Origin of the sequence: Geomonas limicola (assembly GCF_014193675.1) — a bacterium.
Lineage (GTDB): Bacteria > Desulfobacterota > Desulfuromonadia > Geobacterales > Geobacteraceae > Geomonas > Geomonas limicola.
Genome location: NZ_BLXZ01000009.1, coordinates 40,509 through 55,645 on the forward strand (window position 1 = coordinate 40,509; position 15,137 = coordinate 55,645).

16 protein-coding genes are annotated in these 15,137 nt (G+C 60.0%); 1 reads left to right on the plus strand and 15 read right to left on the minus strand.

Annotated elements, in window-relative coordinates; translation table 11 throughout:
• Positions 1-23 precede the first annotated feature (23 nt).
• The 5 genes from H7688_RS19105 to queD form a co-directional block, all read right to left on the minus strand.
• The gene (locus tag H7688_RS19105; protein ID WP_183362857.1) at positions 24-1,919 is read right to left on the minus strand and encodes a transglutaminase TgpA family protein; all 1,896 of its coding nucleotides are present in this window, start codon (positions 1,917-1,919) and stop codon (positions 24-26) included.
• On the minus strand, positions 1,906-2,742 hold the full coding sequence (locus H7688_RS19110; RefSeq protein WP_308470313.1) for a DUF58 domain-containing protein: 837 nt from the start codon (positions 2,740-2,742) through the stop codon (positions 1,906-1,908). The genes H7688_RS19105 and H7688_RS19110 overlap by 14 nt, the downstream gene beginning before the upstream one ends.
• Positions 2,743-2,768: 26 nt before the next feature.
• The gene (locus tag H7688_RS19115) at positions 2,769-3,686 is read right to left on the minus strand and encodes an AAA family ATPase (protein ID WP_183363011.1); all 918 of its coding nucleotides are present in this window, start codon (positions 3,684-3,686) and stop codon (positions 2,769-2,771) included.
• Positions 3,687-3,997: 311 nt separating this feature from the next.
• A complete protein-coding gene (locus H7688_RS19120; protein WP_183362858.1) occupies positions 3,998-4,753 on the minus strand; it encodes a 7-carboxy-7-deazaguanine synthase QueE in 756 nt (251 codons plus the stop codon).
• A complete protein-coding gene (gene queD, locus H7688_RS19125; protein ID WP_183362859.1) occupies positions 4,746-5,114 on the minus strand; it encodes a 6-carboxytetrahydropterin synthase QueD in 369 nt (122 codons plus the stop codon). The genes H7688_RS19120 and queD overlap by 8 nt, the downstream gene beginning before the upstream one ends.
• A gap of 336 nt (positions 5,115-5,450) precedes the next feature.
• On the opposite strand from queD, the gene H7688_RS19130 reads away from it, so the two are divergent.
• Positions 5,451-6,029 (plus strand): hypothetical protein, encoded by a 579-nt coding sequence (locus H7688_RS19130; RefSeq protein WP_183362860.1) that lies wholly within the window; start codon positions 5,451-5,453, stop codon positions 6,027-6,029.
• On the opposite strand, the gene H7688_RS19135 is transcribed toward H7688_RS19130, so the two are convergent.
• From H7688_RS19135 to H7688_RS19180, 10 genes are all read right to left on the minus strand, one after another.
• Complete coding sequence (locus H7688_RS19135; protein ID WP_183362861.1) at positions 6,026-6,382, minus strand: hypothetical protein; 357 nt, start codon at positions 6,380-6,382, stop codon at positions 6,026-6,028. The two genes, H7688_RS19130 and H7688_RS19135, sit on opposite strands and share 4 nt — an antisense overlap.
• 21 nt (positions 6,383-6,403) lie before the next feature.
• Positions 6,404-7,012, minus strand: a complete 609-nt coding sequence (locus tag H7688_RS19140; RefSeq protein WP_183362862.1) for an L-threonylcarbamoyladenylate synthase — start codon at positions 7,010-7,012, stop codon at positions 6,404-6,406.
• A 3-nt stretch (positions 7,013-7,015) separates the two neighbouring features.
• Positions 7,016-8,119 (minus strand): aminopeptidase, encoded by a 1,104-nt coding sequence (locus tag H7688_RS19145; RefSeq protein ID WP_183362863.1) that lies wholly within the window; start codon positions 8,117-8,119, stop codon positions 7,016-7,018.
• Positions 8,120-8,322: 203 nt separating this feature from the next.
• Complete coding sequence (gene dut / locus H7688_RS19150) at positions 8,323-8,766, minus strand: dUTP diphosphatase (protein WP_183362864.1); 444 nt, start codon at positions 8,764-8,766, stop codon at positions 8,323-8,325.
• 1 nt (position 8,767) lies between these two features.
• Entirely contained in the window at positions 8,768-10,024 is a 1,257-nt protein-coding gene (locus H7688_RS19155; RefSeq protein WP_183362865.1) for a M16 family metallopeptidase, read from the minus strand.
• A gap of 47 nt (positions 10,025-10,071) precedes the next feature.
• A complete protein-coding gene (gene pnp, locus H7688_RS19160) occupies positions 10,072-12,162 on the minus strand; it encodes a polyribonucleotide nucleotidyltransferase (RefSeq protein ID WP_183362866.1) in 2,091 nt (696 codons plus the stop codon).
• 171 nt (positions 12,163-12,333) lie between these two features.
• Positions 12,334-12,600: a 30S ribosomal protein S15 gene (rpsO, locus tag H7688_RS19165; protein ID WP_183354280.1), complete on the minus strand. Its 267-nt coding sequence runs from the start codon at positions 12,598-12,600 to the stop codon at positions 12,334-12,336.
• A gap of 118 nt (positions 12,601-12,718) precedes the next feature.
• Positions 12,719-13,609, minus strand: coding sequence for a tRNA pseudouridine(55) synthase TruB (truB, locus tag H7688_RS19170; protein WP_183362867.1), 891 nt, complete (start codon positions 13,607-13,609; stop codon positions 12,719-12,721).
• Positions 13,609-14,580 carry a DHH family phosphoesterase gene (locus H7688_RS19175; RefSeq protein ID WP_371873207.1) on the minus strand — a complete coding sequence of 324 codons (972 nt, stop codon included), beginning with the start codon at positions 14,578-14,580 and terminating at the stop codon, positions 13,609-13,611. The genes truB and H7688_RS19175 overlap by 1 nt, the downstream gene beginning before the upstream one ends.
• Positions 14,549-14,920, minus strand: a complete 372-nt coding sequence (locus tag H7688_RS19180; RefSeq protein WP_183362868.1) for a ribosome-binding factor A — start codon at positions 14,918-14,920, stop codon at positions 14,549-14,551. The genes H7688_RS19175 and H7688_RS19180 overlap by 32 nt, the downstream gene beginning before the upstream one ends.
• Between the last annotated feature and the right edge of the window lie 217 nt (positions 14,921-15,137).

Here is a 15,137-nt window from a genome sequence, read left to right on the forward strand (position 1 = left end):
ACTAAAACAATCGGGCGCGGGTGTCAAGGACGATGCTGATTGATAACCCGCACAAGTTGCTTAAGATTATCCAATTCCCCAGGTTCCAGGCGACGGTCTTGGTAGATCGCAGAGCCGTAGATCGCGGCGAACTCGGCAACCTGCGGATCTCCGGTACGTTGCGCCAGATCGAACAGGCCGTTGTGTTCCGCGGCGACCGTCGGGTAGCGCCGTGCCACCGCCCGCAGAAAGCGCCGCAGCACCCTCTCTTCCCAGCTCACGGAACCGACCAGGTACCAAAGGAGTGCGCCACCCAAAGGCACGAGCCAGGCGATCCAGACCAGCGCTCCCTTGACGGAAAAACTGGGCAGGTGCAGTTGGCGGACCGCGCCTCCGGCCTTGCGCATAAGAGAGATCTGTTTGTCCAGATCGTAGGTGATAACCGCCTTGTTCCAGTAAAAACCGAGCGTATCGACGTACATCCTCAAGGTGTCCCCCAAGGCGGCCCGGCGCCCGAATCCGATGGACCAGGCGGTGGGATCCAGCGTCACCCATCCCCTGCCGTCCAGGTAAGCCTCGACCCAGACATGAGCCATGTCCTCAGTCACCTGGTAGTACCCACCCATCTCGTTGTAGTTCCCCCCCCGGTAGCCACCCACCAGGCGCGCCGGTATGCCGGCAAGCCGCAGTAAAAGTGCGGAGCTCGAGGCGAAGAATTCGCAATTTCCCCGTTTCCTGGCAAACAGGAAGTCGTCCAGGGCCTGGTTGCCTACCGGTAATCCGCTCGTGGCGTAAGAGATGCGCTGGCTGCGCATGAAGCGCTCCAGCAGGCGAAGTTTCTCGACATCGGTGGCCCCCGGGCGGGAAATTTCGCGGGCCGCTCCCTGCAACCGGGGTGACACCACCGCGGGTACCTGCAGGTAGAAGTCCCGGTCAATGCCGCCCTTTACCCGGACCAGGTCTGAGAGTGACGAGACCGCCTCGTATTTGACCCGTTTTTCCAGCGGGGCGCGCACCTTGAACACCACACCGGCTTCGTTTGCGGTGCGCAGGCCAGTTATCTGGCGCGGGATATTCAGCGCCACCAGATAGGGGCTATTCGTGGGTTCCGGGTAGATCTCCTGGTGGATCAGCTCGCCGCTGGTCGGAACCAGGCTGTGCTCTTCCGGTCCCGGAACCCGAACCCAGGCGTTTCCTTGCAGCGCGTTCAAGACGATCCCGCGCCAGTAGAGCCGGTTCTCGGGGATTTTCGGGCTGGTGACCCGTAGCACAACCGCCTTCACCTCGCTGACACTGGCGGTAGCTCCCGGCTTGACCGTGTCGCTGAACCCGGTGCGGTTGCCGCCACCGCGGTTCAGGAAGTCCCAGAGTGGAAACTGGGTCCGCGGCAGGATCACGAAGAGTACCAGCAGAAGGGGAAGCGCCGCCACCGGCATCAGTCCCGCAACCCCCAGCACTTTTTTCAGTTGCCGGTGTTCCAGCACCAGCTTGGCATCGTGGGCATGGAAGGTGAGCACCACCAGGGAGACCGCCAGCAACAGGAGCAGCGCCAGCAGGTAGACAAGAAAAAGGGCCGAGAGGTTGTACAGCGAGGAAGCCGCCAGGCAAAAGAGCGCAAGCGCGAAGATCTGCAGGTAGTTGCGCCCGCTCTTCTCTCCCACCAGCCGGATGCTGAGAAACATGACCAAGAGGTTCGCGGTAACCGAAAGCAGGTTGTCCCGGTTCATTCCCGATGCGTAGTAGAGAAAGAGCAGGATCGACGCGGGGGTCAGCAGGCGTCCGGAGAGCGAGCGGTCGGTGCGCTGCTGAAACCAGGCAAAGAGCAGGGCCACGGGGAACGCCCAGGTCGCCAGCGGATCCAGATAGGGAGCAAGCGGCAGATAGCCGATCAGGGCGACGCACAACGTCAGAATACTGAGGATGGTTTTAACTCTGACCATATACGGCAAGCTCTCCGAGCAGTTTCAGGCGATGGCTGCGGCTGGCGGCCGGAGTAATGACCCGCTGGGCCAGCTTAAGACCCACGGCACTTCCGCCGCGTACCAGGCGGTTCACCAGGAAGGTGCCGTAGCCCAGCCGCTCCTCGAGGTCACGCCCCGGCAGGGTGTCTATTTCGATGAGCACCGGTTCCGTGGCGTTGGAGGTCAGGTGTTTTACCTTGTAGTCCTCGTGCTTGGCGGAAAGGCGCCAGTGGATCAGCTTGAGCGATTCGCCCCCCTGGTAATCGGAAATTTTGGCAAGTTCCCCTTCATGCCCCGGCGCCGCAAGGCTCCGGGCATTGCCGTTCTCCGGCTTGCCCGCACCCGCCGGCAGGGCAAGGGAGCGCGGCGCAGGAAACACCAGGAGGCTCCCCGTCACCGGGACCCTTATATTGCGCACGAAGAAGTTAACCGGAAAGGCAGAGCTGATCAGGGCCACCGGAAGGGCGATCCTGCCGCGCTGCGGAAAGGCGACCAACAGCGAGCCCGTCTGCGCCTTTCGCGGATCGAGCAGGAGAAAACTGGCGGGATGTCCCAGGAGAGTCGCGGTGATCAGAAAGGAAGGGAGCAGTCGTTTGCGGTTCTCGACCCGCACGGTGAGCTGGGTGGAGATACCGGCGTAGACCTCGTCGGGCAGGCGCACCGACACCGCGAGCCCGCGGATGTTCAGCCAGCCCAGCAGGCCCGAGACCGCCATGAAGCCGAGCATGGCGGAGACCACCAGGAAGAGCAGGTTGTTCCCGGTATTGACGGCGGCCACCCCCAAGAGCAGTGTGGCCGCCACGTAAAGCCCCCCTCCCTTGGTCAGCTTTATGTGAGAGGGAGCGGAATCTCTTGCAGCAGTGCGGTTAATAATTGCTCCTTGTCCACCCCTTCCTGTTCGGGGCGGAAGATCAGCCGGTGTGCGCAGACCACGGGGGCCACCTCACGGACGTCCTCGGGGGCGACAAAGGGTCGGCCGGCCAGGTAAGCCGCGGCCTTGGCGGCTTCCACCAGGCCGATGCCGCCGCGGGTGGAAATGCCGGTCTGGATGAGCGGGTGGTTCCGGGTGGCGGCAATGATGGCGTAGACGTAATCGGTTACCTTTTCGCCGAGATACACCTGGCTTCTGACCGCGCCGATCGCCTCAACCAGGTCCTGGTGGGTGACCAGCGCCGGGATGTGCAGGATCTCGTCCCGGATCGAGCCGTGCATCAGGATCTCCTTCTCGATCTCCTCGGGAGGGTAGCCGATCCCGGTGCGCATGACGAAACGGTCCATCTGGCTTTCGGGGAGCGGAAACGTTCCGACCTGCTCCGCCGGGTTCTGGGTGGCCAGCACGAGAAAGGGATCCGGCAACTGGTAGGTGACACCTTCGACGGTGACCCTGCGCTCCTCCATCGCCTCCAAAAGCGCGCTCTGGGTCTTGGGCATTGCCCGGTTGATCTCATCGATCAGTACGATGTTGTTGAAGATGGGGCCCTTGACGAAGCTGAAGCGCCCCTCGTTGCGGTCGTAGATGGAAAGGCCGGTGATGTCGGAGGGGAGCAGGTCGCTCGTGCACTGTACCCGTCCGAAGGAGAGCCCGAGCGCACTGGCGAAGGCGAGTGCCATGGTGGTCTTCCCAAGGCCGGGGATATCTTCCAGGAGGATGTGGCCGCCGGTCAAAAGCGCCATCAAGCAGAGGCGCAGCGCCCTCCCCTTCCCTTTCAGGTGCTTGCCGGAAAGAGTCTCCAGAACCGCGACCATCTCCTCTCGTTTTGCCAAGCTGTGCAAGATAACCCCCATTGAGAACCAAACCGCCTCATTGTAGCAGAAAGCCCAGGGAAGAGAAAAGGGGCCGCTTTGGGCCCCTTGTTGTATCATCCAGTAAATTCAGAGTAGTTTCCCCCCTCCCTTGACGGGAGGGGGTCAGGGGGTGGGTGAAGCTGCCATCTTCAATGACGTGGCGCCTTCCCCCTATCCCTCTCCCGCAGGGGGAGAGGGGACTCTCTTGCAACAGGCCAGCTGTTTGTGCGAAGGTGTTCTTCGGAATTACGCGGGTAACGCGTATCAATCTTCTACAAAACTCCCAAAAACTTATGCGTCTGCGGAATCACCCGCACCTCGACAAGCAGCACACCGGCCACTTCCTGGAGTTCCAGGGCACGCCGCGAAGAGATGGCGAGTCTGCCATCCGGCAGGGTCATGGGCTGCAGGATGAGCGGAATCTTCCGGTCAACCTCCGCAATCATGCGACAGCTCTGTTCAACTTCTTCGTTCGTTGTCGTCGCCCCGACCACCAGCTTTACGTACACACTCTTCTGGGCGGCAAGTTCCAGGAACTGCTGATGTTCTTCCCAAAGCGGTGCACAACCGGTGGCGGAAGGGATTTTGAAATCCATCCCGATATAGTCCAGGTGCGGCAAAAGCGGGGCGAGCGCCTTCGGTAGGGTCCCGTTAGTCTCCAGGTAGATCGGAAGAAGCTTCCTCAGCTCCGGGAGCCACTGTTCCAGGATGCGCCCGTGCAAAAGCGGCTCTCCGCCGGTAACGCTGATGGAATGATGCAGTCCCGGCCACTTCCGGGTCCACCCCTCGATCAGCTCCACGATCCGCTCGCAGCTCACCGGGTTTGCCACCCGTACCAGGTCTTCCCGGCCCGGCGTCTGCTCCAGAAGACATTCGGCGGGAGCGTCGGCCATGCCCGGGGTATCGCAGAAAGAACAGCTCAGGTTGCAGCCGGCAAAGCGCAGGAACACCTGGCGCAGCCCTACCTGCATCCCCTCCCCCTGAATCGAGGAGAAGCACTCGACCAAGGTGGCCGACTCTCTACTCATAGTAGCTCGCTGCGGCGTAGTCGGACTCCCAAACGGTCACCATTTCCACCTTTACCTTATCGGATCCGAAGATCTTGGTAAGTTCGACGTAGAGGTAGCGGGCGATGTTCTCCGACGAAGGGGAGAGACTTTTGAAGGGTTCCAGTTCGTTCAGGTATTTGTGGTCCAGGGTCTTCAAAAGCGTGTTGGTTTCACGCTTGAGGATCTTGAAGTCGATCCCCAGGCCGGCCTTGTCGAGTTCGGCGGTGGTGATGGAGACTTCAACCTTCCAGTTGTGTCCGTGAAGGTTCTCGCAGTCGCCCTGGTAGTGAATAAGGTTGTGAGCCGCCGCGAAGGCTGTGTGTATGGTAAGACGGTACATGGTTCCCTCCATTCTCATTGGTATGACCGTGCCAATATAGCACGCCGCTATTTCCAAGACCAGAAAAACACCGGCCACTATCCGCGCACGAAACGAAGCCATCTCGCGTGAAACGTTTCCATCTCCCCGCTAAGCGAAACAATCCCGCGCGAAACAAAACCATCTCGCGCGAAACGATTTCATCTCCCCACTTAGCAAAACCAACCCGCGCCAAACGTTTTCATCTCGACGCGAAACAAATCCATCTCGGACGAAACGATTTCATCTCCCCGCTTAGCAAAACCAACTCGCGCCAAACGTTTTCATCTCGCGCGAAACGAAACCATCTCGGACGAAATGATTTCATCTCCCCGCTTAGCAAAACCAACTCGCGCCAAACGTTTTCATCTCGCGCGAAACAAAACCATCTCGCGCGAAACGATTTCATCTCCCCACTTAGCAAAACCAACTCGCGCCAAACGTTTTCATCTCGCGCGAAACGAAACCATCTCGGACGAAACGATTTCATCTCCCCACTTTGCAAAACCAACTCGCGCCAAACGTTTTCATCTCGCGCGAAACGAAACCATCTCGGACGAAACGATTTCATCTCCCCGCTTAGCAAAACCAACTCGCACCAAACGTTTTCATCTCGCGCGAAACGAAACCATCTCGGACGAAACGATTTCATCTCCCCGCTTAGCAAAACCAACTCGCGCCAAACGTTATCATCTCGCGGGAAACAAAATCATCTCGCACGAAAACGGTTTCATCTCCCCGCTTAGCAAAACCAACTCGCGCCAAACGTTATCATCTCGCGGGAAACAAAATCATCTCGCACGAAAACGGTTTCCATTTACACCTCAACGGGTCATGAACGAAAGGCCTTGGGCAGGAACAGGTTCTGGGCAGGATGTTCGGGGGGTGTCTAGCTAGATATTGATGCTTTCACCGCGTTGCAAAGCCGGAGCCTCAGCAGGCGTGGTAAAGGAGCTGTAGGCGAGCGCGAAGAAAAGTACCACCATGGAGAGGAGCATGACCACGGTCGGCACCAGGCGCACCTCGCGCTCGTTGCCGCCAGCCTGCACCAGGCCTGCAGCGGCAACCAGCACGCCGCAGCCGCCGCATACTCCACCGAGGAAAAACCCAAGGAAAGTGAGTCGGACTTCGCCACCGATCCCCAGCATCAGGAAATCGGCAGCCTGGGCCGGGAAAAAGGTAGCGATGATCACGCAGATCACGCCGGCCAGCATGAACTTGAGGCCGCTACGGACCGTTCTCTTACGCATGGTGCCCCTCCGGGCGGTTCGTCATTCGCACCAGCTTACATCCCCCACACCTTTGCGGAGCACGGTCGGCACGTCGCCGATCAGGCTCACCACCGAACTCACATCCGCGGTGAGCTCGCCGCCATCCACAACCACATCCAGCAACTTGCCGAGATCCAGGTCTACCTGCCAGGGATGACCTATCGGCTCCTCACCCGAGAGGTTGGCGCTGGTGGTAACGATGGGATGCCCCAGTGCATTCACGATCTCGAGGCAGATCTTGTTGTCCGGCATACGGATACCCACCGTCTTCTGCTTGGTCAGCAAAAGGTCCGGGACTACCGAGGCGGCGTCCAGCACGAAGGTATAGGGGCCGGGTAGCAGGCGGCGCATCTGCTTAAAGGCGTAGTTACTGACCTTGGCGTAGCGGGCAATTTCAGAGAGATCCGAACAGATGAAGGAAAAGGGCTTCTTGCGGTCGCGCTGCTTGATCTGGTAGATGCGCTCGACACCTTTTTTCGAGAAGATGCTGCAACCGATACCGTAGGTGGTATCGGTCGGATACGCCACGACACCACCGGCCTTGAGGATATCCACCACTTTGGCAATCAGTCGAGCTTGGGGATTGTCGGGGTTAATCTCGAGAAGCATGCATTACTCGCTTGGGTTGAGACCCAAAAGCGGCTCGTGGACAAAACGGCCGTCCTTCTGGATCAGGATGTCGTCGAACCAAAGCTCGCCGTCGCCGGCCAGGATTTTTACCATGTCCCAATGTACCGCAGAACGGTTGCCGTTGTCACACTCGTCGTAAGCCTGACCCGGGGTGAAGTGGATGGATCCGAAGATCTTCTCATCGAAGAGGATGTTGCGCATCGGCACACGGATACGCGGGTTGACGCCGATGGCGAACTCCCCGATGTAGCGTGCGCCCTCGTCGGTGTCGAGAATCCGGTTCAGTTCCTCGTCCATCCCCGGAGAACTGGCGCGCACGATACGGCCGCGCTCGAACTCGAGACGGATGTTGTTGAACTCTTTCCCCTGGTACACGGTCGGGCAGTTGTAAGTTATGTACCCTTCCACCGAATCGCGTACCGGCGCGGAGAAGACTTCACCGTCGGGAATGTTGAGCCTGCCATCGCACTTGATGCCGGGAAGCCCCTTCAGACTGAACCTGAGATCGGTGTCGCTCGCCACGATACGTACCTGGTCGGCCGCGTCGACGCAGGCCTTCAGGGCGTCCTGTTTTTTCGATTCCGCTTCCCAGTCCATGCAGCAGGCGGCGAAGAGGTAGTCTTCGTACTCGTCGAGACTCATGCGCGCTTCCTGGGCGGCGCCGTGGGTCGGGTAGCGGGTGATCACCCAGCGGGTGTGCTTTACGCGCTGGTCCTGGATCGGGCGTACCACCTTGGACCAAGCGATCATGTTGGACTGGTTGGCCCGGGCCATCACCATCGAGTTGTCCGAGGCGGTAAGGCCGATGAAGACGTCCACCTTCTTCATGAACTCGAGCTTGTGCTCCGGGAAGTAGGAGATCTGCTCGGCACTCGCGCCGTTGTAGAAGTAGCGGGTGATGTCGGGGAGGGTGAATTCGTACTCGACGTACTTCGCCCCCTTCTCAAGACACAGGGCGTAGATCGCCTTTACCAGGGGAGCGGCCTCGAACCCGGCTGCAGAGATGAGCACCACGTCGCCGGCCTTGACCCTGGCAGAGTAATTCACCAGAACGTCAGCAAGTTGTTGTACACGAGGGTCGCGCATAGGTACCTCGAAAAAATCTTTTTTCACCGCAAAGACGCAAAGGACGTCAAGAACACTTAAAACAACCTGAAGCGGGTTCGGCCTGGTGCGTCAACGAACAGTCTTGAAAGGTTTACCGTGATTTCTTGTGACGGTTGGTGCCTTTGGTGGCTATAGGTTTTCTTTGCGTTCTTTGCGTCTTTGCGGTGAACGGTTTTGGGGGTTCAGCGCCCGGTGTGGCCGAAGCCGCCGGCGCCGCGCTCCGTGTCGCCCAACTCCTCGACCTCGACGAACTGAGCCCGCTCGTAACGGGCAAAGACCAACTGGGCGATCCGCTCGCCATTTTCGATGACGAAGGTCTCCTTGCCGTGATTGATCAGGATCACGCCGATCTCGCCGCGGTAATCGGCATCGATGGTTCCGGGCGAGTTCACCAGGGAAATCCCGTGCCGCAGAGCGAGCCCGCTCCTGGGGCGCACCTGCGCCTCATAGCCGGGAGGGATCTCCAGGGCAATGCCGGTCGGCACCAAGGCGCGCTCACCGGGATGCAGGACGCACGGTCCTCCCTCGAGTGCGGCGTGCAGGTCGACACCGGCCGCCTGCTCCGTCATGTAACACGGGAGATTAGTGGGCCGCAACCTTTTTATTTTTACAGCAATATTGGGCATGTCAGACGATGATATCCGCGGGATGGAACTGTGATGCGCCGACCCTCCCCAGCATCACCAGGGTGAGGGTGGAGTTGTCGAGGATTTCATTGGCAAGCTTCTGGATACTCTCCGAACTCACCTGGTCGAAACCGGCCATGATCTCGGAAAGCGGCAGAGGATTACCAAAGTAGATTTCGTTTTTGGCCAGCCGTGACATCCGGTTGTCGCTCGACTCCAGCGACAACAGGAGGTTTCCCTTAAGCTGCTCGCGGGCGCCGTCCAGTTGGGCCTCGGGAACCGGCTCCGTCTTGAAGCGGGAGAGTTCCTTCAGCATGATCTCCAGAAGGTTGCCACTGTTCTCGGGTGCGGCGCCGGCATAGACCACCAGTGAACCGGCATCGGCGTGCGAGGCGATATAGGAGTAGACCGAATAGGCTAGGCCGCTCTTCTCACGGACTTCCTGGAACAGGCGCGAACTCATCGAGCCTCCCAGGATCGCGTTCATGATGAAGGCGTCGTAGCGGTGGGGATGGTCCTGTTGCACACCCCGCATCCCAAGGCAGACGTGAACCTGCTCGAGGTCTTTCTCCACCAGTTCGATGCGGCGCACGTAGCTGGGACGCTCGGACGGAGTCCGGCCGTGCCCGTCGGGAACCGACTTCAGGTGATCCTCAAGGAGGCGCACGAGATCATCGTGTTCCAGGTTGCCGGCAGCGCTCACGATGATGTCCTCGCCGCGGTACATCTGGTCCTTATAGCCGATGATGGCGTCGCGCGAGAGTCCCGAGACGCTGGCAACATCGCCCAGGATGGACATCCCAAGGGGATGCCCCTGCCAGAAATGCTGGTGGAAGAGGTCGTGAATCAGGTCGTCGGGGGTGTCCTCCATCATGCTGATTTCCTGGAGCACCACGCGGCGTTCTTTTTCTATCTCGTCGGGATCGAAGGTGGAGTGCAGAAACAGGTCGGTCAAAAGATCGACCGCACGGGGGAGGAACTTGTCCAGAACCTTTGCGTAGTAGCAGACGTACTCACGGCTGGTGAAGGCGTTCAACACGCCGCCGACCGAGTCGATCTCCCTGGCGATGTCCAGGGAGGAACGACGGTCGGTCCCCTTGAAGAGGAGGTGTTCAATAAAATGGGCGACGCCGTTCGACTCCCGCTGTTCGTGGCGGGAGCCGTTGGCGACCCAGATACCGATGGAAACGGAGCTGGCGTACGGTATCCGCTCGGAAATGACGCGGATACCGTTATCGAGGACGGATTTTTTTATCATGGCTCAAACTATAACCGTTAACCCGAAAATTGCCAGACTCCCTTTCATTATTCCTCCAGCGAAAGCCCCAAAGCTTCTTTCCTGGAGAGCTTGATTTTGCCCTGTTTATCGATACCTATGCACTTCACCAGGACCTTGTCGCCCTCATTGAGAATGTCGGTGACGTTCTTAACGCGCTCTTTGTCCAGTTCGGAGACGTGTACCAGGCCGTCGGTGCCCGGGAAGATTTCCACGAAGGCGCCGAACTCCATCACCTTCTTGACGGTGCCCATGTAGAGTTTCCCTTCCTCGGCCTCGGCGGTCAGGTTGCGGATCATCTTGATGGCGAGGTCGCAGGCTTCCTTGTTGGTGGAAGCGATGTTGATCTTGCCGGTGTCCTCGATGTCGATGCTGACGCCGGTCGCCTCGGTGACGGAACGGATGTTCTTGCCGCCGGAGCCGATGACGTCGCGGATCTTGTCGACCTTGACCCAGATGGTGGTGATGCGCGGAGCGAAGGCGGAGAGGTCCGCACGTGCGCTGCCGAGGGTCTTGGCCATCTCGCCAAGGATGTGGATACGCCCTTCTTTGGCCTGGGCCAGGGCGTTCTGCATGATCTCGCGGGTTACGCCGCCGATCTTGATGTCCATCTGCAGCGCGGTGACGCCCTCGGCGGTGCCGGCCACTTTGAAGTCCATGTCGCCCAGGTGGTCTTCGTCACCGAGGATGTCGGAGAGGATGGCGTAGCCCTCGCCTTCCTTGATGAGGCCCATGGCAATGCCGGCTACCGGCGCCTTGATGGGTACACCGGCGTCCATCATGGACATGGAACCGCCGCACACGGTCGCCATCGAGGAGGAGCCGTTGCTCTCGGTGATGTCGGAGACGATGCGGATGGTGTAGGGGAAGTCATCGTGCTTCGGAAGTACCTGCTGCAGGGCGCGTTCGGCCAGGTTGCCGTGGCCGATTTCGCGGCGGCCCGGAGCCAGACGGAAGCTGGTTTCGCCGACGGAGTACGGCGGGAAGTTGTAGTGCAGCATGAACTTCTTGCGGGAATCGCCGTAGAGCGAATCGATGCGCTGCTCGTCGACCGAGGTGCCCAGGGTGGCGGCCACGATGGCCTGGGTCTCGCCGCGGGTGAACAGGGCGGAGCCGTGGGCGCGGGGCAGGAAGCCGGCCTCGGTGCTGATGGCGCGGATGGTCTTGGTGTCGCGGCCGTCGATGCGGCTGCCGTCCTTGATGATGTGCTCGCGGACCAGGTTGTACTCGAGGTCTTCGATGAAGGCCTTCACCTCTTTCTCGGAACCTTCGAACTCCTCGGCGAGGGCGGCAACGGTGGCGGCGGTGATCTCGTCGATCACGTCGTGACGCTCACCTTTCGACTTGATGCGCACGGCAGCCTTCATCTTCTCGAAAGCAAGCTCGTTGACGCGGGCCTTGAGCGCTTCGTTGACGACCGGCGGTTCGATGACGCGTTTGGCGACGGCGGCCTTGGCAGCCAACTCTTCCTGGGCCTTCAGGACGTCCTGTACGGCGGCCTGACCGAAGAAGATAGCTTCCAGCAGGTCGTTCTCCTGGACTTCCTTGGCCTCACCCTCGACCATCAGGATGGCATCCTTGCTGGCTGCCACGACGATTTCGAGGTCGCTCAGCTCCAGCTCCTCAGCGGTCGGGTTGGCGACGAACTTGCCGTCCACGCGCCCCACCTTGACGCCCGCGATCGGGCCGGCGAAGGGGACGTCGGAAACCATGAGAGCTGCCGAGGCGCCGATCATGGAGAGGATCCCCGGATCGTGATCCTTGTCGGCCGAGATGACGGTCGCCATGATCTGGGTGTCGTTTAAGAAGTTCTCCGGGAACAGCGGACGGATCGGGCGGTCGATGAGGCGGCAGGTCAGGGTCTCGTTATCGGAGGGACGACCTTCGCGCTTGAAGAAGGAACCCGGGATCCTGCCGCCGGCGTACGCCTTCTCCTGGTAGTTGACGGTAAGCGGGAAGAAGCCCTGCCCTTCCTTGGCGGTTTTCAGTGCCACCGCGGTGACGAGCACCATGGTGTCGCCGCTTTTGATCATGACGGCGCCGCTTGCCTGTTTGGCCACTTTACCGGTTTCGATGGTGATGGTTTTGCCGCAGCATTGCGTTTCTACAGTGTGAATCATAATTGGCCTCCAATTGCCAGCTAGGTTGGTGTTGGGGCCGCCGAGAAAAGAGCCTTGGGCCAACTGCCCAGAGCTTTTTTATCCACGCCCCCAACAAGAAAAGGGCACAAGGCCCTTGGTTAAATGGAAAGGCAATATACCCCGGGAGAGGCATATTGCCTTTTTTTCCTACTACCTTCTGATGCCGAGTTTCTCGATGATCGCTTTGTAGCGATTCACATCCTTGCGCTTGAGGTAATCAAGCAGCCCCCTTCTCTGACCAACGATCTTCAGCAGACCGCGACGGCTGTGATGATCTTTCTTGTGGGTTTTGAAGTGCTCGGTGAGGTAGGTGATACGCTCCGAGAGGATGGCGATCTGCACTTCCGGAGAACCCGTGTCCGAGTCGTGCAGCTTGTGAGCAGAAATGATTTCCTGCTTCTTTTCGGTTACCAGCATGAATTTTCCCCCTTAGTTTTGGTTGCTTGTTAAGTACTGCACGCGGCGAGGTATGTCCGCGGCAGGGTCAACATCCCACCTTTCTACCACAAAAGGTAGAGTGTGTAAAGATTGAATACTAGTTAAAGCCTCGTGCCAGCCTGAGTCCTCTGACCTTGTCGCAGCGCGCTACTGCAGCAAGACGCCCCGCCACATAGAGTCTCACTTCCTCGTCCTGCTTGAGTTCGTCCAGCGCTCCGGGCGGCAGATCCTGTACCTGGGGCGCAATGCCGTTGGCAATGCGCCTGCCGGCCTCCTCGCAGAGTTCGAACGACTTCAGGTGATCGAGCGCCCGATCGAGCGGCATGAGGAGTTCGCTCTTGTCCGCCGCTTCCTGCAACGTCTCCAGGGTGATGGCCTCGGCCTCCAGGAACAGGCCGCTTTTAAGGCGCCTTAATTCCAGAAGGTGGGCGCCGCACCCCAGCGCCTCGCCGATGTCGCAGGCAAGCGTGCGCACGTAGGTGCCGCGCGAACAGCGCACGGTGAAGGCCGCCTCGGGGAGTCGGATCCAGTCGAAGGTAAGCGAGTAGATCTCCACCTCGCGCGGCTCACGCTCCACCTCTTTCCCCTGGCGCGCCAGCTTGTAGAGCGGCACACCACCCTGCTTCAACGCGGAGAACATGGGGGGGAGTTGGGAGAGCTTTCCGGTGAAGCGGGGCACCAGCGCCTCGAGGTCTGCCGGGGTGACCCCGGTCCAGTCCCGCTCGGAAACGACCTGTCCGGTCAGATCCTGGGTATCGGTGGCGATCCCCAGCCGCAAGACGGCGCGGTACTCCTTTTCGGACTCGTCGAGAAACTGGATCGCCTTGGTCCCCTCCCCTACCGCCACCGGTAAGACGCCGGTCGCGAAAGGATCGAGGGTACCGGTGTGCCCCACCTTCTTCTGGCCGATGGCGCGCCTCACCCTCGAAACGATGTCGTGGGAGGTGACACCGACCGGCTTGTCAATCACATAAAAACCGTCGAGCATCAGCGGGATTTTTCCAGTCGGTCGAATACCAGGGCTTTCACTTCGGCGAGGGAACCTTTGACGACGCAGCCGGCGGCGTTGCGGTGCCCACCGCCTCCGAAAGCCGCGGAGATGGCGGAGACATCCACCTTCCCCTTACTCCGGAAGCCCACCTTGAACTCCCCTTCCCGAAGCTCGCGGAAGATGAGTGCTACCTCGACGCCACGGATGCGGCGCGCGAAGTTGATGAAGCCGTCGGTGAGCTCTGCGTTGCCGCCGGTCTGGCGGTACATCTCCTGGGTAACGGTGAGCGAGGCGTACTCGCCCGAGGGAGAGATGGTGAGATCGGAAAGTGCCTGGGCCAGGAGGGTGATCTTCTCGCGGGGATCGCTCTCGTAGAGCGCCTCGGAGACGTCCCAGGGTTTGACCCCCAGGGCGATCATCTCACCCGCGATGGCGAAGGCCTCGGGGTTGGAGTTGGAGTAGTGGAAACTGCCGGTGTCGCTCAAGATGGCAGTGTAGATGCAAAGGGCGGTGGGGTAGCCGATGACGTCGCCACGCGCCTTGATGATCCGGTAGATGAGCGCGGCCGTGGCGCAGGCGGTAGAGTCGATGAGGTTGTGCACCCCGAAGTCCTCGCAGCCCAGGTGGTGGTCCACGTTGACGAAGCGGGCGATGCGGCTCGAACCGGTGATCGCCTTGCCGGCGCGCCGGAACTCGCCGATGTCCAGAACGAAGCAGACCTCGAAATCACGATCCGGCAGCTCGTGGCAGACTTGGTCCGCCATGGGCAGGAAGCTGCAGTTCTCCGGGACCGGATCACACAGGTAAACGGTGACGTCCTTGCCCAACGCTGCCAGATGATTGGCGAGCGCGAGGGTGGAACCGACGGCATCCGGGTCCGGTCCCTCGTGGCTGGTGATCAGGAACGTGGAGTGGCCGTCGATCTCGGCCGCGATATCAGCTATTACCGCCTGCATCCTTTCCGTCATCCGTGGCACCTATCTCCTTCAAGAGCGATTCGATGTGTTGGCCGTATTCGACCGAGGTGTCGTACTTGAAAAGGACCTCCGGGGTCACCCGCAGCTTGAGGGCCTGCCCGATTTCCTTCCTGATGAAGCCGCGGGCGGAGTTGAGTCCCGCCTCGGTGTTCTTCTTCTCCTGCTCGGAGCCGATCACCGTGAAGTACACGGTGGCATAGTGCAGGTCGGTGCTCACCTTGACGCCAGTGATGGTGACAAAACCGACGCGGGGATCTTTGATCCCTTTGATGAGCAGTTCTGAGACGACTTTGTGGATTGCTTCGGAGACTTTATCGGAACGTTTTACCATAACTTGAAATACTCACTTTTGCTTGGGTACCGCAGGGGGCAGTTCATGCTGCTGCGGCAAATCGGTAGGGGCGGAACCGGGGTTCGCCTGGTAGACCTTCCTCTCCCCAGGCGGGAGAGGATCGGGGTGCGGGGGAAACCGGCGATCGTGACGTTAGCTCACTTCGTGGCAGCTGCACCCACCCCCTGCCCCCTCCCGTCAAGGGAGGGGGTGGAGT